At 37.7% G+C, this 22556-nt stretch carries 24 protein-coding genes; all 24 read left to right on the top strand.

Going from position 1 to position 22556, the window contains the following annotated elements; genetic code table 11:
* The first annotated feature begins 33 nt into the window (after positions 1-33).
* Positions 34-702, top strand: a complete 669-nt coding sequence (locus BMSHG_RS02100) for a flagellar biosynthetic protein FliO (protein WP_019152776.1) — start codon at positions 34-36, stop codon at positions 700-702.
* Entirely contained in the window at positions 699-1364 is a 666-nt protein-coding gene (fliP, locus tag BMSHG_RS02095) for a flagellar type III secretion system pore protein FliP (protein WP_019152775.1), read from the top strand. The genes BMSHG_RS02100 and fliP overlap by 4 nt, the downstream gene beginning before the upstream one ends.
* An 81-nt stretch (positions 1365-1445) precedes the next feature.
* Positions 1446-1715, top strand: coding sequence for a flagellar biosynthesis protein FliQ (gene fliQ, locus BMSHG_RS02090; RefSeq protein ID WP_019152774.1), 270 nt, complete (start codon positions 1446-1448; stop codon positions 1713-1715).
* Positions 1716-1719: 4 nt separating this feature from the next.
* On the top strand, positions 1720-2496 hold the full coding sequence (fliR, locus tag BMSHG_RS02085; protein ID WP_019152773.1) for a flagellar biosynthetic protein FliR: 777 nt from the start codon (positions 1720-1722) through the stop codon (positions 2494-2496).
* A gap of 1 nt (position 2497) precedes the next feature.
* Positions 2498-3595, top strand: a complete 1098-nt coding sequence (flhB, locus tag BMSHG_RS02080; RefSeq protein ID WP_019152772.1) for a flagellar biosynthesis protein FlhB — start codon at positions 2498-2500, stop codon at positions 3593-3595.
* A 127-nt stretch (positions 3596-3722) separates the two neighbouring features.
* Positions 3723-5759, top strand: coding sequence for a flagellar biosynthesis protein FlhA (gene flhA / locus BMSHG_RS02075; protein WP_019152771.1), 2037 nt, complete (start codon positions 3723-3725; stop codon positions 5757-5759).
* Complete coding sequence (gene flhF, locus BMSHG_RS02070; protein ID WP_019152770.1) at positions 5756-6934, top strand: flagellar biosynthesis protein FlhF; 1179 nt, start codon at positions 5756-5758, stop codon at positions 6932-6934. The genes flhA and flhF overlap by 4 nt, the downstream gene beginning before the upstream one ends.
* Entirely contained in the window at positions 6918-7781 is an 864-nt protein-coding gene (locus BMSHG_RS02065; RefSeq protein WP_019152769.1) for a MinD/ParA family protein, read from the top strand. Before flhF ends, BMSHG_RS02065 begins: the two co-directional genes overlap by 17 nt.
* 8 nt (positions 7782-7789) lie before the next feature.
* Positions 7790-8878 carry a protein-glutamate methylesterase/protein-glutamine glutaminase gene (locus BMSHG_RS02060; protein ID WP_019152768.1) on the top strand — a complete coding sequence of 363 codons (1089 nt, stop codon included), beginning with the start codon at positions 7790-7792 and terminating at the stop codon, positions 8876-8878.
* A gap of 24 nt (positions 8879-8902) precedes the next feature.
* The gene (locus tag BMSHG_RS02055; RefSeq protein WP_019152767.1) at positions 8903-10951 is read left to right on the top strand and encodes a chemotaxis protein CheA; all 2049 of its coding nucleotides are present in this window, start codon (positions 8903-8905) and stop codon (positions 10949-10951) included.
* 68 nt (positions 10952-11019) lie between these two features.
* Positions 11020-11490, top strand: a complete 471-nt coding sequence (locus tag BMSHG_RS02050; protein WP_019152766.1) for a chemotaxis protein CheW — start codon at positions 11020-11022, stop codon at positions 11488-11490.
* Positions 11491-11494: 4 nt separating this feature from the next.
* Complete coding sequence (locus BMSHG_RS02045; RefSeq protein ID WP_019152765.1) at positions 11495-12136, top strand: chemotaxis protein CheC; 642 nt, start codon at positions 11495-11497, stop codon at positions 12134-12136.
* Positions 12129-12626, top strand: coding sequence for a chemotaxis protein CheD (locus BMSHG_RS02040; RefSeq protein WP_019152764.1), 498 nt, complete (start codon positions 12129-12131; stop codon positions 12624-12626). The genes BMSHG_RS02045 and BMSHG_RS02040 overlap by 8 nt, the downstream gene beginning before the upstream one ends.
* 414 nt (positions 12627-13040) lie before the next feature.
* A complete protein-coding gene (locus BMSHG_RS02035) occupies positions 13041-13805 on the top strand; it encodes a FliA/WhiG family RNA polymerase sigma factor (protein WP_019152763.1) in 765 nt (254 codons plus the stop codon).
* Positions 13806-13845: 40 nt separating this feature from the next.
* Positions 13846-15204, top strand: a complete 1359-nt coding sequence (locus tag BMSHG_RS02030; protein WP_019152762.1) for a DUF342 domain-containing protein — start codon at positions 13846-13848, stop codon at positions 15202-15204.
* 41 nt (positions 15205-15245) lie between these two features.
* Entirely contained in the window at positions 15246-15551 is a 306-nt protein-coding gene (locus BMSHG_RS02025; protein ID WP_019152761.1) for a hypothetical protein, read from the top strand.
* A 9-nt stretch (positions 15552-15560) separates the two neighbouring features.
* Positions 15561-16175 carry a hypothetical protein gene (locus BMSHG_RS28635; protein ID WP_019152760.1) on the top strand — a complete coding sequence of 205 codons (615 nt, stop codon included), beginning with the start codon at positions 15561-15563 and terminating at the stop codon, positions 16173-16175.
* A 146-nt stretch (positions 16176-16321) separates the two neighbouring features.
* Positions 16322-17023 (top strand): 30S ribosomal protein S2, encoded by a 702-nt coding sequence (rpsB, locus tag BMSHG_RS02015; protein WP_019152759.1) that lies wholly within the window; start codon positions 16322-16324, stop codon positions 17021-17023.
* A 183-nt stretch (positions 17024-17206) separates the two neighbouring features.
* Positions 17207-18088, top strand: a complete 882-nt coding sequence (gene tsf / locus BMSHG_RS02010) for a translation elongation factor Ts (protein ID WP_019152758.1) — start codon at positions 17207-17209, stop codon at positions 18086-18088.
* Positions 18089-18221: 133 nt separating this feature from the next.
* Positions 18222-18944 (top strand): UMP kinase, encoded by a 723-nt coding sequence (pyrH, locus tag BMSHG_RS02005; RefSeq protein WP_019152757.1) that lies wholly within the window; start codon positions 18222-18224, stop codon positions 18942-18944.
* A 2-nt stretch (positions 18945-18946) separates the two neighbouring features.
* Complete coding sequence (gene frr, locus BMSHG_RS02000) at positions 18947-19504, top strand: ribosome recycling factor (RefSeq protein ID WP_019152756.1); 558 nt, start codon at positions 18947-18949, stop codon at positions 19502-19504.
* A gap of 288 nt (positions 19505-19792) precedes the next feature.
* Positions 19793-20569, top strand: coding sequence for an isoprenyl transferase (locus BMSHG_RS01995; protein WP_019152755.1), 777 nt, complete (start codon positions 19793-19795; stop codon positions 20567-20569).
* A 21-nt stretch (positions 20570-20590) separates the two neighbouring features.
* Complete coding sequence (locus BMSHG_RS01990; RefSeq protein WP_019152754.1) at positions 20591-21382, top strand: phosphatidate cytidylyltransferase; 792 nt, start codon at positions 20591-20593, stop codon at positions 21380-21382.
* Positions 21383-21409: 27 nt separating this feature from the next.
* On the top strand, positions 21410-22555 hold the full coding sequence (locus tag BMSHG_RS01985) for a 1-deoxy-D-xylulose-5-phosphate reductoisomerase (RefSeq protein WP_019152753.1): 1146 nt from the start codon (positions 21410-21412) through the stop codon (positions 22553-22555).
* The last annotated feature ends 1 nt before the right edge of the window (position 22556 follow it).

Genomic DNA, 22556 nt, shown 5'->3' with positions numbered 1-22556 from the left:
TCTAAATGAATACATAAATAGAGGTGCATACAGTTGCGAGTAATTCAACAATCCGTTAGAGTTCTTCTTCTTTTAGTTGTAGTACTTTTCGGATTTAATATAGTAGCTAAAGCAGAAACGGACGATAGTGTTAAAAATTGGCTTGAGCCAGAACAGACGGTTGATGAAGAATCCGATCCCCTAGAGATTACGGATACTGAAGTTGTTGATGAAAGTAGCACAGTGGGGATTACGATTTGGGATTTTGTAAAAATGATTGTAGCCACCCTTTTTGTTATTGCACTTCTTTATTTTTTACTTAGGTTTATTAATAAAAGGAACATCAGTTATCGAGATTCTCAACTTATTCAAAATATTGCTGGAACATCTGTTGGATCGAATCGTTCTATACAGATGATTAAAGTAGGGAAAAGAATTCTAGTTGTTGGGGTTGGAGAGAACATCCAATTATTGAAAGAGGTAGAAGACGAAGAAGAAGTTCGCCAAATCATTGAGGAACATAATCAAAGACTCGAACAATTAACAAGCCCAAGCGATATTGTGACAAAGGTACTTGAAAGAACAAAATCTTTTCAAAAGCAGGATCAGAATAAAGAAAAAAATACTTTTTCTTCACTCTTGAAAACACAGCTAGATCAGATCTCGAAACAAAGAAAGAAGCTGTTTGATGAAATGGATAAGAAAGGGCCAGAAGATAAATGAATGAGTTTATGGAGTTTTTTAACACTAGTGACCCTGCTAATGTTTCGACATCAGTTAAGCTTATCTTACTTCTAACCGTCATGTCCTTGGCTCCAAGTATATTAGTGCTGATGACATCATTCACTAGAATTGTCATTGTTCTTTCCTTTGTCAGAACGGCGCTTGCCACTCAGCAAATGCCACCAAACCAAGTTATCATTGGTTTATCTTTGTTTTTAACCTTTTTTATTATGGCGCCTACTTTTAGTGAGGTTAATCAACAGGCTTTAACTCCGTTGTTCAATGAGGAGATTACGCTTGATGAGGCTTATGAGCGTGCATCATTGCCATTAAAGGAATTTATGAGTGCTCATACAAGACAGAAGGATCTGGCATTGTTTCTCGAGTATTCACAGGCAGAGCGTCCTGAGTCGATAGCAGATATTCCATTAACAACCCTTATACCTGCATTTGCAATCAGTGAAATTAAAACAGCTTTTCAAATAGGATTTATGATTTTTATTCCGTTTCTCGTCATTGATATGGTCGTAGCGAGTGTTCTGATGTCGATGGGAATGATGATGCTGCCTCCGGTCATGATTTCCTTGCCTTTCAAAATTCTATTATTCATCCTTGTTGATGGCTGGTACTTAGTGGTCAAATCTTTATTGGACAGCTTTTAAATAATTTATTACATATAACGGCACCTTATAAAGTAAGATGCTTATCCGTTTTTTATGAGTGAAAAAGTAGGTGAAACTCTGATGACTCCAGAAAGTGTTATTTCGATAGCAGAACAAGGAATCTGGATTGTTTTGATCATTAGTGGACCACTTTTGCTATTGGCTCTTGTGGTCGGTTTGGTTGTCAGTGTATTTCAGGCAACGACGCAAATTCAAGAGCAAACATTAGCATTTGTTCCCAAGATCGTAGCTGTATTATTAGGTATTGTTTTCTTTGGACCATGGATGCTAAGCCAAATGCTTTCTTATGCGAACAATATTTTTTCTAATTTAACGAGGTTTGTAGGCTGATGTTATGGTAGACTTTCTTCCCGATTTTCCTGCTTTTTTACTTGTGTTTGTGAGGGTTACATCATTCTTCATTATGATGCCTCTGTTCTCGTATCGAACGATTCCTACAAGTCATAAAATTGGTTTTGGTTTTTTTCTTGCTTGGATAATGTTCTATACGATAGAAGCACCGGCTTTCGAAATTAACGGAGCCTACTTTTTATTAATTATGAAGGAAGCACTTGTAGGTTTAATGGTAGGATTTATCGCTTATCTAATGTTATCAGCGATCCAAGCAGCTGGAGGCTTTATCGATTTTCAAATGGGATTTGCGATCGCCAACGTCATTGATCCACAAACTGGCGCACAAAGCCCTTTAACTGGTCAGTACTTCTATATTATTAGCTTGTTATTTTTACTTAGTGTAAACGGCCATCATCTTATGATTGATGGCGTCTATTATAGCTATCAATTTATTCCGATCGACCAACCGTGGATCCCGTTTGGCAATGAAAATATGGTAGCGTATATTGTCCAATCCTTTAGTTATATGTTTATGATTGCATTACAAATGTCACTGCCCGTTGTCGGAAGCTTATTTTTGGTCGATGTTGCATTAGGGATTGTCGCAAGAACGGTTCCCCAACTAAACGTATTTGTTGTCGGTCTACCGTTGAAAATCGGTGTCAGCTTTATCGTTATTTTTTTGGTTATGGCCATCATGATGGGCGTTGTTTCACAGCTGTTCGAAACGATGCTCGGTACAATGAGGGGTCTTATGGATCTCATTGGGGGTGCATAACATGGAATGGATAAAAGTAGATTTACAATTCTTTGCTGGGGAGAAGACAGAGAAAGCGACACCGAAAAAAAGACTGGATAGTAGAAAAAAAGGGCAAGTGGCAAAAAGTCAAGATGTGAACACGGCGATTGTGTTACTGGCCGTCTTTCTTATCCTTCTATTTGCAGGGAACTTTTTTTTTGAATCGTTGCTAAATATTTTCCGTCATTCTTACCAACAGTATATTGGCTTAGACTTAACGGAAAATAATATACAAATGATCCTATTGGATATTCTCCAAGAGTTAGTATTTGTTCTTGCTCCGATTATGGCGGTGGCGATGGTTGCTGGTGTAGCAGCCAATTATATGCAATTTGGCTTTCTCTTTTCAACTGAAACGATTCAGCCCAAATTGGAGAAATTAGATCCGATTAAAGGGTTTAAAAGGATTTTTTCAATAAGAGCACTTGTTGAGTTATTAAAGTCTATTTTGAAAATTACCTTTGTTGGAGTGGCTACCTTTTCCGTTCTGTGGTTTCGAAAAGAGGAGATCTTAATCCTGGCAGAAAAATCGGTAGGTGCAGGTCTAGCAACCATTGCCAACCTAACTGTACAAATGGGATTAATCGCATCTGTTTTACTAATAGTCTTATCAATATTAGATTACCTCTATCAAAAATACGATTTCGAAAAGAATATTAGAATGTCAAAGCAAGACATCAAGGATGAGTATAAAAACATTGAAGGGGATCCGTTGATTAAGTCGAAGATTAAACAGCGTCAACGTGAAATGGCGATGAGACGAATGATGCAAGAGGTTCCAAATGCTGATGTAGTTATTACAAACCCTACCCATTTTGCGGTATGTTTAAAATATGACGAACATAAAAGCGATGCGCCATTAGTTGTTGCAAAGGGTGTTGATTATGTTGCTCAAAAAATTAAGTATATTGCGAAGGAAAATGATGTCGTCTTGGTAGAAAATCGCCCATTAGCAAGAGCTTTATATAGTCAAACTGAAGTAGGTGACGCTATTCCAGAGGAGTTTTTTAAGGCAGTCGCTGAAATCTTAGCATTTGTATATCGAACAAAGAAAAAATTTAAGCAGTTGTTGTCATAGCAGGACATAGTAATCCCTGTTCATATATTTTCTTTTCGTTTAGCAAAAGGCACTGTTTAATAAATCGGTTTAAAAAAGGCTCTCCATAATGTCAGTGCCTTACGCTATTCAATTAGGGGGAAACACCATGCGAGCTAAAGATTTAATTGTATTATTAAGCGTCATTTTAATAGTGGCGATGCTCATCATTCCATTTCCAACATGGGTTTTGAGTATCCTTTTAATTGTGAATATATCGCTAGCTCTCCTAATTTTACTGATTTCAATGAATATGAGTGAACCACTTCAATTCTCGGTGTTTCCTTCATTGCTCTTATTGGTTACTTTATTTCGATTAGGATTAAATGTATCAACAACCCGCTCCATTTTATCTAAAGGGGATGCTGGAAATGTTGTTGAAACATTCGGTTCCTTCGTGGTAGGTGGCAATGTTGTTGTCGGGTTAGTGGTATTCATTATATTGGTCATCATCAATTTTATCGTTATTACAAAAGGGTCAGAACGTGTTTCAGAAGTTGCAGCACGATTTACATTAGATGCGATGCCAGGAAAGCAAATGAGTATTGATGCTGATTTAAATGCTGGCATGATTTCTGAGCATGAGGCAAGGGAACGCCGTGAAAAAGTCAGTCGAGAAGCAGATTTTTACGGTGCCATGGACGGGGCGAGTAAATTTGTTAAAGGAGACGCTATTGCTGGGATTATCATTACGTTAATCAATTTACTATTTGGAATCATCATTGGTGCCACGCAATTAGGTTTACCAATTGCCGAAGCAGCAACAAAGTTTTCGCTCCTTACAGTAGGAGATGGAATCGTTAGCCAAATCCCGGCTTTGTTAATATCAACTGCTACCGGTATTGTTGTTACACGCGCTACTTCTGATGGAAATCTTGGACAGGATATTACGAAACAACTCCTCTCTTATCCAAAGATGCTATATGTAACAGGCGGGACGATTATTTTATTAGGTTTATTCACACCAATCGGTGCGTTGTTAACCTTGCCTGTAGGTGGTTTAATGCTTATCGGTGGATATCGTATGTCAAAAGTTCCTGAAACATCGAAAGAACAACTAGAGGATATGGAAGAGGATATTCAAACAGATGAAATGAAAAGTCCTGAAAGTGTTGTTAGCCTTCTAAATGTCGACCCGATTGAATTTGAATTTGGTTATGGACTAATCCCATTAGCTGATTCAAACCAAGGTGGGGATTTGCTTGATCGTATTGTGATGATCAGGAGACAATTAGCGATTGAATTAGGTCTAGTCATTCCTGTTGTTCGGATTCGTGATAATATCCAACTCCAACCTAATGAATATAGGCTAAAAATCAAAGGGAATGAAATGGCAAGGGGCGAGCTCCTTCTTGATCATTATTTGGCGATGAGTCCAGGGGTTGAAGATGATTCGATTGAAGGAATTGATACAGTAGAACCATCTTTCGGACTTCCTGCAAAATGGATTACAGAAGATATGAAGGAACAAGCTGAGATTTTTGGATACACGGTTGTCGACCCACCATCTGTTGTGTCTACACATATTACGGAAATTATAAAAGGAAATGCACATGAGCTTCTTGGAAGACAGGAAACAAAACAACTGATTGACCATATAAAAGAGAGTTACCCAATTTTAGTAGAGGAAGTGACTCCAAATCCACTTTCTGTTGGCGAAGTACAAAAGGTACTAGGTAAGCTATTAAGAGAAAATGTCTCCATTCGTAATTTACCGATTATTTTTGAGACGTTGGCTGATTTTGGCAAAGTAACTTCAGATACTGATTTACTAACTGAGTATGTCCGTCAAGCTTTGGCAAGACAAATCACCAACCAATATAGTTCTAATGGTCAAGTTCTAAAGGTCGTAACCGTGTCTGGTAAAGTTGAGAAAATCATTGCTGATGGGATTCAACAAACAGAGCATGGCAATTATTTATCCATTGATCCGAATGTCTCTCAATCCATTTTAGAGTCTATTGCTGGTCAGGTAGAGCAACTTTCTTTAATGGAACAAACACCGATTGTTTTGTGTTCACCAGCCGTGCGTATGTATATTAGACAGTTAACGGAACGTTATTTTCCGCAAATTCCAATCCTGTCTTATAACGAACTAGAAGCCAATGTGGAGGTACAAAGTGTAGGGGTGGTGAATATCGAATGAAGGTAAAAAAATACGTGGCAAATTCAATGCCTGAAGCAATGAAAAAGATACGAGCTGAATTAGGCAATGATGCCGTAATATTGAATTCAAAAATTGTTTATACAGGTGGATTCTTAGGACTCTTTCGAAAAAGAAGTATTGAAGTGATCGCCGCAATGGATCAAGTAACAAATAACCGAGAACCTAAGATAAAAGAGAAACCAACCAATATCCCACCGATATACAAGTCGAAAGAGAAACCAAGTGCGAGCCTTAATAATGTTCAAAATAAAGGGAAAGAAAATTTATCTACTGAACTAAATAAGGAATTAGCAGAGGTTAAGAAAATGATTCAAACGATGTCTGTCCCAAGAATAGAAAGTGGGATTTTTCCAGAATCGATCCAGCATGTTAATCATTTACTCAGCACTCAGGGAATTGATGCCGATATTCGTAACGAATTGATGGGTGCACTCTTAGAAAAATGGTATATCAATCGAGCAAATTCCGGAACGGAAAATGTAAAGCAATGGTGTCAGGAGATCATGACGAAGCGAATCTCGAAATGTACATTTGGAGAAATTTCCTTTACAAAAAAATATGTAAATGTTGTGGGACCAACAGGTGTAGGGAAGACGACGACATTAGCAAAAATTGCAGCAGATTCGATCTTAAAATTCCAAAAAAAAGTGGCATTAATCACAACAGATACTTATCGGATTGCTGCGATCGAGCAATTGAAGACCTATGCAAAAATCCTCTCTGTTCCGTTAGAGGTTTGTTACAATTTGGATGATTTTAAGAAAGCTTGTGATGCTTTCAAGGATTATGACGTCGTGTTAATTGATACAGCTGGACGTAATTTTCGTGATTCACGTTATGTGAAGGAGCTTAAGACGACGATCGATTATGAAAATGAGATGGAAACCTTCCTTGTATTGTCGCTTACTTCCAAACAAAGTGATATGGAAGAAATTTTTAAGCAGTTCTCGAGTATTGATATCAAACAGTTTATCTTTACAAAAATGGATGAAACAGCAACCTATGGTGCGATGTATAACATGATCGAGAAATATCAAATTGGTGTCGCTTATTTAACAAATGGTCAAGATGTACCTGATGATAAGATATCTGCTTCTGCGGATGTAGTTACCAAATTGACTCTTGGGGATGAAATGGATGAGAGATCAAGCTGAAGCACTAAGAAGACGTTTAAACGATCTAACTAATCTAAGGGAGACGAAGTCTCTTGCTGTTGTAAGTGGAAAAGGTGGAGTCGGAAAATCGAATTTTTCGTTAAACTTTGCCATCTCTTTATGTCATAAAGGCTATAAAGTGTTACTATTTGATATGGATGTCGGGATGGGAAACATTGATATTTTATTAGGAAAGTCTTCAAAATTTACCATCGTTGACTTCTTTGAAAAGAATGAATCATTGAAAAATATTGTTTCGGAAGGACCTGAGAATCTCCATTATATTGCTGGCGGTACAGGATTAAACAGACTCTTTAAAATAGATAGAACCATGCTGGATGAGTTTACTGAGGAATTTTCATCTGTCTTAAATGAGTATGATTATGTCATTTTTGATATGGGAGCAGGAGTCACGGAAGAAACGCTTCAGTTTATTCTCTCTGTTGATGAAATTATTCTTGTCACTACACCTGAGCCTACTTCAATTACCGATGGCTATGCAATGTTAAAACATATACATATGCAAGATGATAGAGTCCCTTTTTTAGTAGTTGTTAATCGAACACTTGAGAAAAATGATGGACTAGTGACATTTAATCGACTTAATTCTGTTACTCAGAAATTTCTCGGGCGTGAATTAAAGCTTCTCGGAATGATTCCAGATGATCAATCAATTAGACTTGCTGTTTCAAAACAAACTCCATTTATATTAGCAACAAAATCTCTTGCTTCAAAAGCGTTAATGGAACTTACAGAAAGATACGAACAAGCTAAATTTAACGTAATGCAACCATCTAATGGTTTCCGTTTTGTGACAAAGCTAAAGAGATTACTCTTTGAAAGGTAGTGCGTGAAATGCCAAAAATTAAAGTGCTTATTGTTGATGATTCAGCATTCATGAGAAAACTGATACATGATTTTTTATCAGAACATCCTTCCATAGATGTAATAGGCACAGCTCGAAACGGAGAAGATGCATTAAAAAAAATTAAGACGTTACGACCAGATGTCGTAACGTTGGATATTGAAATGCCAGTGATGAATGGATTAGAGGCACTTCAAATGATCATGAAAGAACATCCAGTTCCGGTTTTAATGTTATCGAGCACCACGCAGCTCGGTGCTGAAAATACGATGCTAGCGATATCATATGGGGCGATCGATTTTATTACAAAGCCTTCTGGTCCTATATCCCTAGACCTAATTAAAGTCAAAGAAGAATTAGTTGAGAAAGTACTCTCGGCCAGTAAAGCCAATATGGCTGTGGTCATGAAAAATAAGCCATATACAAAAAGCACTATTCGAACATCGAAAGAATGTAGTAAAATAGAACGAAAGGAACAGAAATTAAGTTCTGTTCAAAAAAGCTTTTCTAAAAAAATAATTTGTATAGGGACATCAACAGGTGGGCCAAGAGCCCTACAAGAAGTCTTAACAAAGTTACCGAAAGACCTAGATGCAGCCGTCTTTGTTGTACAGCATATGCCTGCAGGATTTACAAAAAGTCTTGCAACAAGGCTGGACTCTCTATCTGAATGTCATGTGAAAGAGGCAGAGGATGGAGAATTTGCAATAAAAGGTACGATATATATCGCTCCAGGAGGCTATCATTTACTAGTCAATGAGGTAGGAGGAAAGTTAAAGATTCAACTTGATATGAGCATACCTCCGAAAAGTGGTCATCGCCCATCTGTCGATATTATGTTTCATTCTATCAGTGATATTTCGGACTATACAAAAATTGCTGTGATTATGACTGGAATGGGTGCTGATGGCTCACAAGGGCTAGTCGAGTTAAAGAAAAAAGGGCATGTTACAGCGATCGCAGAATCAGAAGTGACTTCGATTGTGTATGGAATGCCAAAGTCGGCGATTGCCACTAATTTAGTCGATGAGATTAAAAATGTGGACGAGATTGCTGAAACGATTTTGAAATATGTTTAAGTTATGCCAAAAGGAGGTAAGAAAATGGAATTGAACCAGTACCTTGAAGTGTTTATTGAAGAAAGCAAAGAGCATTTACAAAGCTGTAATGAGCGTTTGCTCGATCTGGAAAAAAATCCACAAGATTTAAACATCGTTAATGACATTTTCCGTTCTGCCCATACATTAAAAGGCATGTCTGCAACGATGGGCTATGAGGATCTTGCTAGTTTAACCCATCAAATGGAAAATGTCCTTGACGCTATACGCAATCATAAATTATCGGTCACACCTGAATTATTAGATGTTGTATTTCAAGCGGTGGATGATTTAGAAGCAATGGTATTTTCTATTGCAGATGGCGGCGATGGAAAAAGAAACGTAACAGAAGTAGTGGAAAAGCTGAAACTAATTGAAAAAGGTGAAAGCCCTACTCAAGCCCAGTCTCAAGCTGAAGTTGCAGCTACTGCAACAGCTGCCTCAGTTTCGTTTAAAAGTGACTATGATGAATTTGAATACACAGTGCTTGAACAATCAAAGGAACAAGGGTTTGAAGCATATGAAATTACGATAGCGTTAAGGGAAGATTGTCTCCTTAAGGCTGCACGAGTTTATATGGTGTTTGAAGTATTAGAAAAAGTTGGAGAAGTGATAAAATCCAATCCTCCAGTTGATCAACTTGAAGAAGAACAATTTGATCAAGAATTCACCGTGTCGATCGTTTCGAAAGAAAATCCAGACGATTTACAGAAAAAAATCATGAAGGTTTCTGAAGTGGAAAAAGTGGAGATCAACTTCATTTCACTTGAAGGCATTCGCAACAAGAAAGAGTTAACGAATGTAACCGCTCTAGAAGAAACCAATAAAGTTGAAGAAGTTACAGCCACAGCTACTGTTCCAGCTGAAAAGGAACAAAAAAAGCAAACAAGTACAGCGAAACAAGCTAACAACAAAACGATCAGAGTGAATATCGAAAGACTTGATATCCTGCTGAACCTATTTGAAGAACTTGTCATTGACCGTGGTCGATTAGAACAAATTTCCAATGATTTGAAAAATCAGGAACTTCATGAAACAGTCGAGAGAATGTCTAGAATTACAGGCGATCTCCAAAATATTATTCTTAATATGAGAATGGTACCTGTAGAAACCGTTTTTAATCGTTTCCCAAGAATGGTAAGACAATTAGCTCGAGATTTAGGTAAAAAGGTTAGCCTAGAAATTATCGGTGCAGAAACTGAGTTAGACAGAACCGTAATCGATGAAATTGGCGATCCACTTGTTCACCTTATTCGCAATGCACTTGACCATGGTTTAGAAACTCCGGAGGTTCGTAAAGCGAATGGAAAGAATGATGAAGGCACAGTTGTTCTAAAGGCTTTCCATAGTGGAAACCACGTTTTCATTGAAATTGACGATGATGGAGCAGGAATCAATAAACAAAAAGTACTTGAAAAAGCGATAAAGAATGGGATCATCAGTGAACAAATGGCAACAACTCTATCTGATAAGGAAGTTTTTGAGTTAATCTTTGCATCAGGATTCTCGACAGCGGATAAAATCTCAGATGTTTCTGGGCGCGGTGTTGGCCTTGATGTTGTTAAAAACACAATTGAATCATTAGGTGGGGCCATTTCGATCGAATCGATCGAAGGGAAAGGCTCTAAATTCTCGATTCAACTGCCGCTTACTCTATCCATTATTTCAGTTATGCTTGTTGAAATTGAGAAAGAAAAGTTCGCAGTTCCACTTTCATCAATTATCGAGACAGCGATTGTTAAAAAAGATGAAATCTTAAATGCACACAATCAAAAGGTGATTGATTTCCGTGGCAAGGTCGTACCTCTATTATTTTTAAAAGATATCTTCGAAGTGCCTAGCCAAGAAGAAGAGGATGAATTCTATTCTGTTGTTATCGTGAGAAAAGGTGATAAAATGGCAGGATTAATTGTTGATTCCTTTATTGGTCAACAAGAAGTCGTTTTAAAATCACTCGGAAACTACTTAACGAATGTTTTTGCCATTTCAGGAGCGACGATACTCGGTGATGGTCAAGTAGCTTTAATTGTCGATTGTAATGCACTAATCAAATAAATAGACAAATGAAATATCCTCCACTCGTTATGTGGAGGACCCCCCTTTAAAAGGAAGGTGTGAAGAAAATGACTGAAACATTAGCAGAAGATATTAAATTTATTGTTTTTCAGTTGAAAGAGAAGGAATACGCCATTCCCGTAGATAAAGTCAACTCGATTGAAAAAGTGGATCATATTACGAGAGTACCTGGATTGACTCCATATGTGAAGGGGGTTATCAATCTTAGAGGAGTCGTAACCCCAATTATTGATCTACGGTTGCGTTTTGGACTTGAAGAAGTCAGCTATACAGAAAGCACAAGAGTGATTATCGTGGCGATTGATGAGATGGAGGTGGGCTTGATCGTTGACTCCGCTAATGATGTAATTGATGTCAAGGTCAACTCGATTGAACCACAGCCAGAGGTTGTTGGTGTTATAGAAGTAGCGTACATAAGTGGCGTCGTGAAAATCGATAAACGTTTACTCATATTATTAGACCTTGAGAAAGTTCTGAATCGAGATGAAATAAGAGTAGACAATAAGATAGAAGGCTAGTGATATGAATTTTCTTGAGAAGTTTTCTACCGTACACTTAGATGTTCTAAAAGAAGTTGGCAATATTGGGGCGGGGCATGCTGCGACCGCCCTTTCAACCTTATTAAATAGAAAAATCGATATGAGAGTACCGAACGTGAGAGTTGTCTCATTTGATGAGATGATGGAAATGGCTGGAGGTCCAGATAATATTGTAGCAAGTGTATTCTTGAGGATTGAGGGAGATGCTCCTGGAAGTATGTTCTTCGTACTGTCACTAGAACAAGCTACAACCTTTATTAAACAAATGACTGGAGATACAGACTTTTCATTTTCTAAAGCACCTTATGATGAATTAGCGATGTCTGCCTTACAGGAACTTGGCAATATTCTCTCTGGCTCTTATCTTTCTTCTCTTTCTGATTTCACCAATTTAGATTTATACCCTTCCGTTCCTGCATTAAGTATTGATATGGTCGGTGCGATAATTAGCTTTGGATTAATTGAGCTTTCCCAAGTTAGCGATTTTGCGATTGTTATTGATACGGCATTAGATGACGAAAACAATAATGGCCCGAAAAGTGTAAAAGGTCATTTTTTCCTATTACCTGATCCAGATTCATTTGACATCATTTTTCGAGCTTTAGGAGTAACGGAAAATGACTGACAGTGTTCAGGTGATTAAGGTGGGGATTGCGGATATGAACATTGTAAGAACCCCTAATCATATCAGAACATCAGGTTTGGGATCTTGTGTCGGTGTTGTCGTCTATGATCAAGGGAAGGAACTAGCTGGATTAGCACATGTCATGTTGCCTGATTCAAAACTGGCAAAGGGTGGAACCATTAATATTGCTAAATATGCGGATACCGCTGTTAGGGAACTGGTAAGTAGACTTATAAAACATGGTGCTAGAGACTATTCACTAAAAGCAAAGCTCGCTGGTGGCGCACAAATGTTTCAATTTTCTAGTTCAAATGACATGATGAGAATCGGTCCTAGGAATGTTGAAGCAGTGAAAAGGGAGCTTGCAGCCTTAAAGATAGCCATCGTTGGTGAGGATGTTGGTGGTAGTAGTGGAAGAACGATTGAGTTTGATCCCAAAACATGCCTACTGAACATCCGTACAGTCAATAAAGGTATTTGTGAACTCTAGTAATTTGAAAACAGTCCCTACAAGGACTGTTTTTTCATACTCTAGGTATATTGACGCATTTGCCTAATAATGGTTGTAATAATTTATCAACTCATCTAATATGATGTGCCTAAATTTGATATAATAATAGTATATGTTTTTGGTCATTAAAGAAGGCTCATTTTGCGAACTTTGTTGATTTAAGAAAGCAAAACAATAGGCCTGATTTAGGGAGCGAAGAGTGCCGTCGCACACTTCATGTATAGCCTTAACCGTATCTAAGGGTAAAATTATGCTTCTGGGTTTTTACACATAACCACAATCTATCCGGAAACAGCGTGAAAGAAAGATAAGGCCTACGAAAGTGAATGACTCTGCCTGAATTACGTATGACCATTTTTGGTTGGAAATATTACGAAGTATTGGGAGGTTGCAATGGGACAGGTATTAACAACTGAGGAACAATTAATATGGGATAAATGGATTTCGGCCCGCGACTCAGAAGCAGGAAACCTGTTAGTCAAAAAATACATGCCTCTTGTTAGTTATCATGTACAAAGGGTAGCTGTTGGACTTCCCAAAAATGTATCGAGAGATGACATTCATAGTCTAGGATTAATGGGGTTGTACGATGCATTGGAAAAATTTGACCCAACGAGAGAATTAAAATTTGATACGTACGCATCGTTCAGAATACGTGGAGCGATTATAGATGGATTAAGAAAAGAAGATTGGTTATCAAGAAGCACGAGAGAAAAAGCCAAAAAAATTGAAGCGACCATTGGTAAACTTGAACAAAAATATATGAGAAATGTAACAGCTAAAGATATTGCGATAGAGCTAGACATGCCTGAAGAAGAAGTTCACACTACGATGAATGAACATTTTTTTGCCAGCATCCTTTCCATTGATGAGCGAGGAAATGAACAGGATGAAAAAGATGGACAAGCTTATACGATAAAAGACACGAAGGCTGATATTCCAGAGGAGAAAATCGTAAAGAACGAATTGATTCAAGAAATGTCAAAAGTGATATCGCAATTAAATGAGAAAGAACAGCTTGTGTTAAGTTTGTTTTATCAAGAAGAACTTACCTTAACAGAAATTGGACAAGTTATGGAATTGTCCACTTCCCGAATTTCACAAATTCACTCGAAAGCAATATTTAAGCTAAGACAATCATTAAGTAAAATGATCTAATTCTATCAGGGGAAGCTAAGAATAGAAAGAGGGATAGAAAATGGATATACCCTTTCGTGTCAGCATAACAAAAGATCAATTGACCGCTTCAATTGAATTAAAGGAACCTTTAGCTGAAGGTTTTTCTATTTCAGCCAATGCGCTCAAAACATTTTTAGAGGAGCAGAATGTCGTATTCGGTATTAATGAATCACTACTATTTCTCATGGCAGATAATCCGAGTTCATTAGAGTACCCGATTACGATCGCAGAAGGTCTTCCGCCGCAAAATGGGGAAGATGCTTATGTGATCCTAGAGAGCGATGATAAAGAAAAGACAAAAAAGAAAGATAAAATAAACTTTCGAGATGTATTGGACATTCCTTCAGTTAAGAACGGGCAAGTTATTGCAAAAGTGGTACCACAAACGGTTGGTATCAATGGGCGAGGAGTAACAGGGAAATTGCTCCTTGCCCGTGATGGCAAGCAATTAAAGCTCAAGGCTGGTAAAAATGTGATGAAGGAAGGAAATCAGTTTATCGCAACGACGGACGGACAAGTAAGCGTTACCTATAAAGCGATAACGGTAAATCCGGTATTTGAAGTGAATGGGGATTTGGATTTAAAGACGGGCAATGTTAATTTTATTGGCAACGTCGTTATTCGTGGCAATGTTCCTACCGGTTATGAAGTCATTGCAGGCGGGGACATTAAAGTGTATGGACTTGTTGAAGGAGCACAACTCGTTGCAAGAGGAAATATCCATATATCAGGTGGAATTACAGCTGCGCACCGAGGGAAGGTTGTGGCAGGTGGGAGTGTTCAAACGAATTATTTGAATCAAGCAGATGTTCGAGCGGGACAAGATGTCATTATTCATACTTCTGTTTTACATAGCCAAGTTGAGGCAAAAGAATCGATTTCTTGTAAAAACGGGCCTGTCATTGGAGGGATCCTGCGTTCAGGTAAAGATATTCATGTGAAAGTGCTTGGCAATGATCTGTTTACGAAAACAGAGATCTTTGTTGGTTTCGACCCCTCCATTCATAAAAAAGAAGTAAAGCTTAAAGAAGAGCTTGAAGAAATATCGGAAAATATAAAAAAGCTTAATTTGATTGAAAATCGATTAGTTGAACAGGCGAAAATAAAAGGACACGCATCCACAAAGGAACAGTTGCTAATCTCAAAGCAAAGAGTGACAAAGAGGGAACTACAATCTAAATTGAAGGAACTTGAAAAACAGCTCGAAGGCATCGAAGTTGAGAAAATGAATCAGGGTAGGTATGGAGTTTACGTCTATGATAAAGTTAATCCAAATACAAGCTTGAATTTTGGCAAGTACGTCAAATTGATTCGGAAAACACATACGTATGTAAAATTCTTTTTAGACCATAATGAAATTAAATTTGAACCTATTTAACTATGCATGATCCATTAATTTATCCGGGGAAGTGATTTAAATTGAGCCTTAAAGCGATCGAAATGCAGATTGCACTTCCTAGAACACATGAAGCAGGTAAATTACTAGAGCAAATGCAACAGCGTGGTCAACTTCATCAAGATCTTGCCTCAGATAGTGTCAAAAAGGAAGATGTGAAAAAGAAAAACTCAGTCATTAAACAGGAGCAAAAGGATACCGCAAAATTCAAAAAGGATGGACAACATAAGGAACAACCCGATCAACATGGAACGAAAAGAGAAAAACATACGCACCATCCGAAAGAAACCCATCCATATAAAGGGACACGGGTGGACTATAGTGGATAGAGGGGTAGCATGACGAATATATTTTTGTTTATTAGTATGGTCTTAAATATTGTCGCTTTATTCTGTATCGTGATACTTTATTTACGTCAAAATAAGCTGTTGCAAGTTGAAAAAAAACAGGAACAAATCCTAAAGGATATGGAAGAGGTTATATCAAGCTATTTAATGGAAATGACGGAGGAAAACGAGAAATTTATAAAAAAAGTGAGTGAACTTCAACATAAGCAAAAACCAATAATCGCACCCGATATAATAAAGGAAAACGACGCTCGAGAAGGTTTAAGCAAAAAAAGCCAAGAGGAAAGTGTTCACCTTGAAAAGAGCGATCATAGTAATTTTAGAAAAGGAACTGTATTTCAAGCAGTACAGGCCTATAGTAATACAACTGTCAAAGGTGAAGATAAGGAAACGACAGAATCAGTGGAAATCGCTCAAAATGAACGGGAACAAGCCTCAGACAATAAGGAAGACGGTACAGAAAATCTGTACAATCAATCCTTTTATTACCAAGCATTATTATTGCAAAAACAAGGCTTATCTATCGAAGAAATTGCCAAAAGGCTTGATAGAGGGAAAACGGAAATAGAATTATTATTTAAATTACGTAAAAATGAGAAAGAATGACTTGATTCGCACATGTACATATGCTATATTTACAAATGGTGTTAATACACACGTTCATGGATTTAGGCAAATGGTGCTGTCGTCCGACAGTTTTTGACTAAAGATGATATGGGCGGAGGCAAACAAAACCATTAGGAGGAAAAAACATGTCAGTAATTTCTATGAAGCAATTGCTTGAAGCTGGTGTACATTTCGGACACCAAACACGTCGTTGGAACCCAAAAATGAAGAAATATATCTTCACTGAGCGTAACGGCATTTATATTATCGATCTTCAAAAAACAGTTAAGAAGGTTGAAGAAGCTTATAACTGGGTAAAAGAATTAGCTGCTAATGGCGGTACAGTTCTTTTCGTTGGTACAAAGAAACAAGCTCAAGATTCTGTGAAAGAAGAAGCAGAACGTTCTGGAATGTACTATGTCAACCAACGCTGGTTAGGTGGAACTTTAACAAACTTCGAAACAATCCAAAAGCGTATTTCACGCCTTAAAGATATCGAAAGAATGTCTGAAGACGGTACTTTTGAAGTACTTCCAAAGAAAGAAGTAGTTGGATTAAGAAAAGAACAAGAGCGTCTTGAAAAGTTCTTAGGCGGAATTAAAGATATGAAGCAACTTCCTGATGCTTTATTCATCATTGATCCTCGCAAAGAGCGCATCGCTGTTGCTGAAGCTCATAAATTAAACATTCCAATCGTAGGTATTGTTGATACGAACTGTGATCCAGATGAGATCGATGTTGTTATCCCTGCTAACGATGATGCAATTCGTGCAGTTAAACTTTTAACTGGTAAAATGGCTGATGCTATTTTAGAAGCGAAGCAAGGCGAAGAAGTAACAACTGCGTAATCAAAAAGTGAAAAGTGCCTTGATTAGGCGCTAAAACTGATAGAGTTGATTCAATGAAGGTGATAAGAGGGCTTTACCCTTCTTTATCACCTTTTTTTGAGAATAATGAACGATTATAGATTAGCTTTTGTTAGTCTAGCTAAAAATAATAATTATACATAGACTTAAGGAGGATTTCTCATTATGGCAATTACTGCACAAATGGTTAAAGAACTGCGCGAAAAAACAGGCGCAGGTATGATGGATTGTAAAAAAGCACTTCAAGAGGTTGATGGTGATCTAGAAAAAGCGATTGATTTACTTCGTGAAAAAGGGATTGCAAAAGCTGCGAAAAAAGGCGATCGTATTGCTGCTGAAGGTCTTACTACAGTAAAAGTTAATGGGAACGAAGCAGTCATTCTAGAAGTGAATTCTGAAACAGATTTTGTTGCGAAAAATGAAGGTTTCCAAACTCTTGTACAGGAATTAGCTGATCACATTCTTGCTAAAAAGCCTGCATCTGTTGAAGAAGCAGTTGGACAAACAATGGACAATGGAGCTACTGTAGAATCCCATATTAACACTGCAATTTCAAAAATCGGTGAAAAGTTATCTTTACGTCGTTTTGAAGTGAAGACAAAAGGTGACAATGATGCATTTGGTGCATACTTACACATGGGTGGACGTATTGGTGTTCTTACAGTTCTTGAAGGAACTACTGAAGAGGCTGCTGCTAAGGATGTTTCTATGCACATTGCTGCGTTAAATCCAAAGTATGTTTCTCGTGATGAAGTGTCAGCTGAAGAGGTTGAACGTGAGCGTCAAGTTCTTACACAACAAGCACTTAACGAAGGCAAGCCAGAAAAAATCGTTGCAAAAATGGTTGAAGGCCGTTTAAGCAAGTACTTTGAAGATGTTTGTGTAAATGATCAAGCATTCGTGAAGAATCCTGATCAAAAAGTTGGTCAATTTGTTTCATCTAAAGGTGGAAAAATCCGTGAGTTCGTTCGTTATGAAGTTGGAGAAGGTATCGAAAAGCGTGAAGATAACTTTGCTGAAGAAGTAATGAACCAAGTTAAAAAATAATTTTACAGATTAAAATGATAGGGGACACATTGTGTTCCCTATTTTCGAAAACATCGAAAAAGAAATACGATGCCTTTAGTAAATGTACAATCGCAATGAAAAAGGGATCCTAATCATACATATGGAGGTTCTCATGAGCAGCCCAAAATACAAACGCGTAGTATTAAAATTAAGTGGTGAAGCATTAGCCGGGGAAAAAGGCTTCGGGATTAATCCGACGGTTATTAAATCAGTCGCCAATCAAGTAAAAGAATTAGCCGAGCTAGGTGTTGAAGTGGCAGTAGTTGTTGGTGGCGGAAATATCTGGCGTGGGAAAATTGGTGAAGAGATGGGCATGGATCGTGCCAATGCTGATTATATGGGTATGCTTGCAACCGTGATGAATTCATTAGCATTACAGGATAGCCTAGAGCAAGAAGGGGTTGAAACCCGTGTTCAAACCTCGATTGAAATGCGCCAAGTTGCAGAACCATATATTAGACGTAGAGCGATTCGCCACCTTGAAAAAAAACGCGTGGTAATCTTTGCAGCAGGCACTGGAAATCCATACTTCTCAACTGATACGACTGCAGCATTACGTGCAGCAGAAATTGAAGCAGATGTCATTCTGATGGCTAAGAATAATGTTGACGGCGTTTATTCTGCAGACCCAAGACTTGATGCAAATGCGAAGAAATACGATGAATTATCTTACTTAGACGTTTTAAAAGAAGGTTTAGCCGTAATGGATTCGACTGCTTCGTCTTTATGCATGGACAATGATATCCCACTAATTGTTTTTTCAATCATGGAAAATGGAAATATTAAGAGAGCAGTTCTAGGTGAAACTATTGGAACAATTGTAAGGGGGAAATAATAATGCCAAAACAAGTAATTGCAAATGTAAAAGATCGCATGACAAAAGCGATTCAAGCTTATACTCGTGAACTTGCAAGTATTCGAGCTGGGAGAGCGAATGCTTCGTTGCTTGATCGAATCACCGTAGATTACTATGGAGCGCCAACTCCTATTAATCAATTAGCTGGTGTTTCTGTTCCTGAAGCCCGCCTTTTAGTGATTCAGCCGTATGACAAATCTGTTTTAGGAGAAATCGAAAAAGCGATTCTAAAATCAGACCTTGGTCTTACACCAACAAATGACGGAAATATTATTCGACTTTCCATTCCACAATTAACAGAGGAACGTCGTAAAGAACTGGTTAAAGTGGTGAAGAAAGAAGCTGAAGAAGCGAAGGTCGCGATTCGTAATATTCGTCGCGACGGCAACGATGATTTAAAAAAGCTTGAAAAAAATGGTGACATTACAGAAGACGCTCAACGTGGTTATGCAGATGATATTCAAAAGGTAACGGACGAATATATTGCTAAAGTTGATAGTTTGACGAAGGATAAAGAAAAAGAAATTTTGGAAGTATAAATATGGTTCTACATTTAGACCCTCTAGTTCTAGGGGGTTTTTATTTTAGGGAATCATTGAGAATTTTAGATACTTAAAAAAAGAAATTTTTTATAGTCTTAATTTCTCTTGCTCGTACATACTTTTTATAGAGATATCTCACTAATTTTTTGATATGATAGAGGCAGTTACGGGAAAATAGTGGAATATTGAATGGAAGGCTTGTTTTTTCTCTAAAATTGAAATGGAATATAAAAGATTAATGGAACATCTGAGAAAAAATGACCCCTCTTTAGAGGAGCGACAATCATGTTAGATAAATTGAAGTCATGGAAAAATAACAAAAACTCTCCCATTCTTCGGGAACAAATAGAATATCTGATGAAGCAACCAGTTCCAGAGCATGTGGCCATTATCATGGATGGAAATGGCAGGTGGGCAAAAAAAAGGGCTTTACCAAGAATCGCAGGACATCATGAAGGAATGAAGGTTGTAAAAAAGATTACGAAGCTAGCAAATGAGCTTGGAGTAAAAACGCTTACCTTATATGCCTTTTCGACTGAAAATTGGAAACGTCCGAAAATGGAAGTAGACTATTTAATGAAGCTTCCTGAAGAATTTCTCGGTACCTTTCTTCCAGAGCTTGTTGAAGAAAATGTCCGTGTTGAAATGATGGGTTATAAAGACAGTCTCCCCTCTCATACGCTCGGTGCAATCGAGCATGCGATGAAGAAAACAAAAGACAATAACGGTCTGGTCTTAAACTTTGCGCTCAATTACGGGAGCAGAAGTGAAATTGTCGATGCTGTAAAGCGGGTCTTAGAAGATTATAAAAGTGGTATAATAAAGGAAGAGATGCTTGATGAAGAAACTTTTTCCTCTTATTTAATGACGAACAAGCTTAATGACCCAGATTTACTGATTAGAACAAGCGGAGAAATCCGTTTAAGCAATTTCATGCTATGGCAACTTGCCTATACAGAGTTTTGGTTTACAGATGTGCTATGGCCTGATTTTAGCGAACAGCATTTCATTGAGGCTGTAGAAGCATACCAAAATCGACAAAGACGATTTGGTGGAGTATAACAAAGGTGTTGAATATATTAGATGAAGCAAAGAATTATTACAGCTATTATTGCAGCAGCTGTCTTTTTACCGATTGTGCTGATAGGTGGAATCCCACTAATTGTACTAGCTTATTTATTAGCATCGATAGCGCTCTATGAGCTCTTAAAAATGCGGAATTTAAAATTGTTTTCAGTTCCTGGATTGATCTCGTTAGTGGTGTTATGGATCTTTTTATTACCGGATCAACTACAGGATGTTTTAGTAAGTATTCAATATTCAAAAGTGGAAGTTGCCCTGCTTGCGGTCCTGTTATTTCTAACCTATACAGTGGCAACTAAAAACAAATTTACGTTTGATGATGTTGCTTTTTCCATTATGTCAATCATCTATATTGGTATGGGCTTTTTATATTTTATTGAGACAAGAGAAGAAGGTGGATTAGTTTTTATTTTCTATTCTCTTTTCATTATTTGGGCAACGGATTCTGGAGCTTACTTTATTGGCCGTAAAATGGGAAAAAGGAAGCTATGGCCAGAAATTAGCCCGAACAAAACGGTTGAAGGCTTTGTAGGTGGAATCGTTTGTGCCGTTGTCGTTGCTTTCTTATTTGTAGTCTTTTCCGATATTCCAGTCTCTTTTCTGAAATTAGGAATTATCACGATCTTCCTTTCTATTTTCGGTCAAGTGGGTGATTTGGTTGAATCTGCCCTAAAACGACATTATCATGTAAAGGATTCAGGAAGCTTACTACCCGGTCATGGAGGCATACTAGATCGCTTTGACAGTCTATTATTCGTTTGGCCGCTTATCCATTTCTTTCATTTGATTTAACTGCTTTTATGATCAGGAGTGAATTCGTTGAAATATATTAGTTTATTAGGTGCAACTGGTTCAATCGGTACACAAACATTAGATATTATTAAAGAGCATTCAAATGAGTTTCAATTAGTCGCCATGACAGTAGGACGAAACATCTCGCTTGCTCGCAAAATTATCGCACAATTTAAGCCAGAACTCGTTTCTATCGCCAGTCATGACGAGGTCGCTAGCTTACAGTTAGAATTTCCAGATGTGAAATTTACATATGGTCATGACGGTTTAGTAGAGGCAGCTACATATCCGAAGTCTACAATTCTTGTCAATGCGGTTATTGGTAGTGTAGGATTATATCCAACACTTGAAGCGATTAATGCTGGAAAAACGATTTGCATTGCCAATAAAGAAACATTAGTGACAGCTGGACATCTTGTCATGAAAGCAGCGAAGGATAAAGGTGTTCCGATCTTACCGGTAGATAGTGAGCATTCAGCAATTTTTCAAGCGCTTCAAGGTGAAAAAGAAAAAAACATTGAGAAGCTGATCTTAACGGCATCAGGTGGAAGTTTCCGAGATAAAAGCAGGGCAGAACTACAAAATGTGACGGTTGCAGAAGCATTAAATCACCCCAATTGGTCGATGGGTGCAAAGATTACGATTGATTCGGCAACGATGATGAACAAAGGGTTAGAAGTTATTGAAGCCCATTGGTTATTCGATATTCCTTATGAAAAAATTGATGTATTGCTCCACAAAGAAAGTATTATACATTCCATGGTTGAATTCCACGACAGTAGTGTGATTGCCCAGTTGGGAACCCCTGATATGAGAGTTCCGATTCAATATGCTTTAACATATCCAGACAGATTCCCTTTAAAAACAGCAAATAGACTCAATTTAGCAGAGATTGGTCGCTTGCATTTTAAACAAATGGATTTTGAAAGATTCAGATGCCTCAAGTTTGCTTTTGATGCAGGGAGAATAGGCGGGACTCTCCCAACTGTATTAAATGCAGCGAACGAAGCAGCTGTTGATGCTTTTCTAAATGGAAAAATCACTTTTCTACAGATAGAGGAGCTTATAGAAAAATCTTTAACTGCTCATGACTCCATAATGAATCCAGATCTTTCCCTTATTCAAGAAGTTGATCAGGAAACAAGAGCATATGTTTACTCACTTCTAAAATAAA

Origin of the sequence: Robertmurraya massiliosenegalensis JC6 (assembly GCF_000311725.1) — a bacterium.
GTDB lineage: Bacteria > Bacillota > Bacilli > Bacillales > Cytobacillaceae > Robertmurraya > Robertmurraya massiliosenegalensis.
Note: the sequence above shows the minus strand (reverse complement) of the source record. Positions and strands in the feature narration are given on the sequence as shown.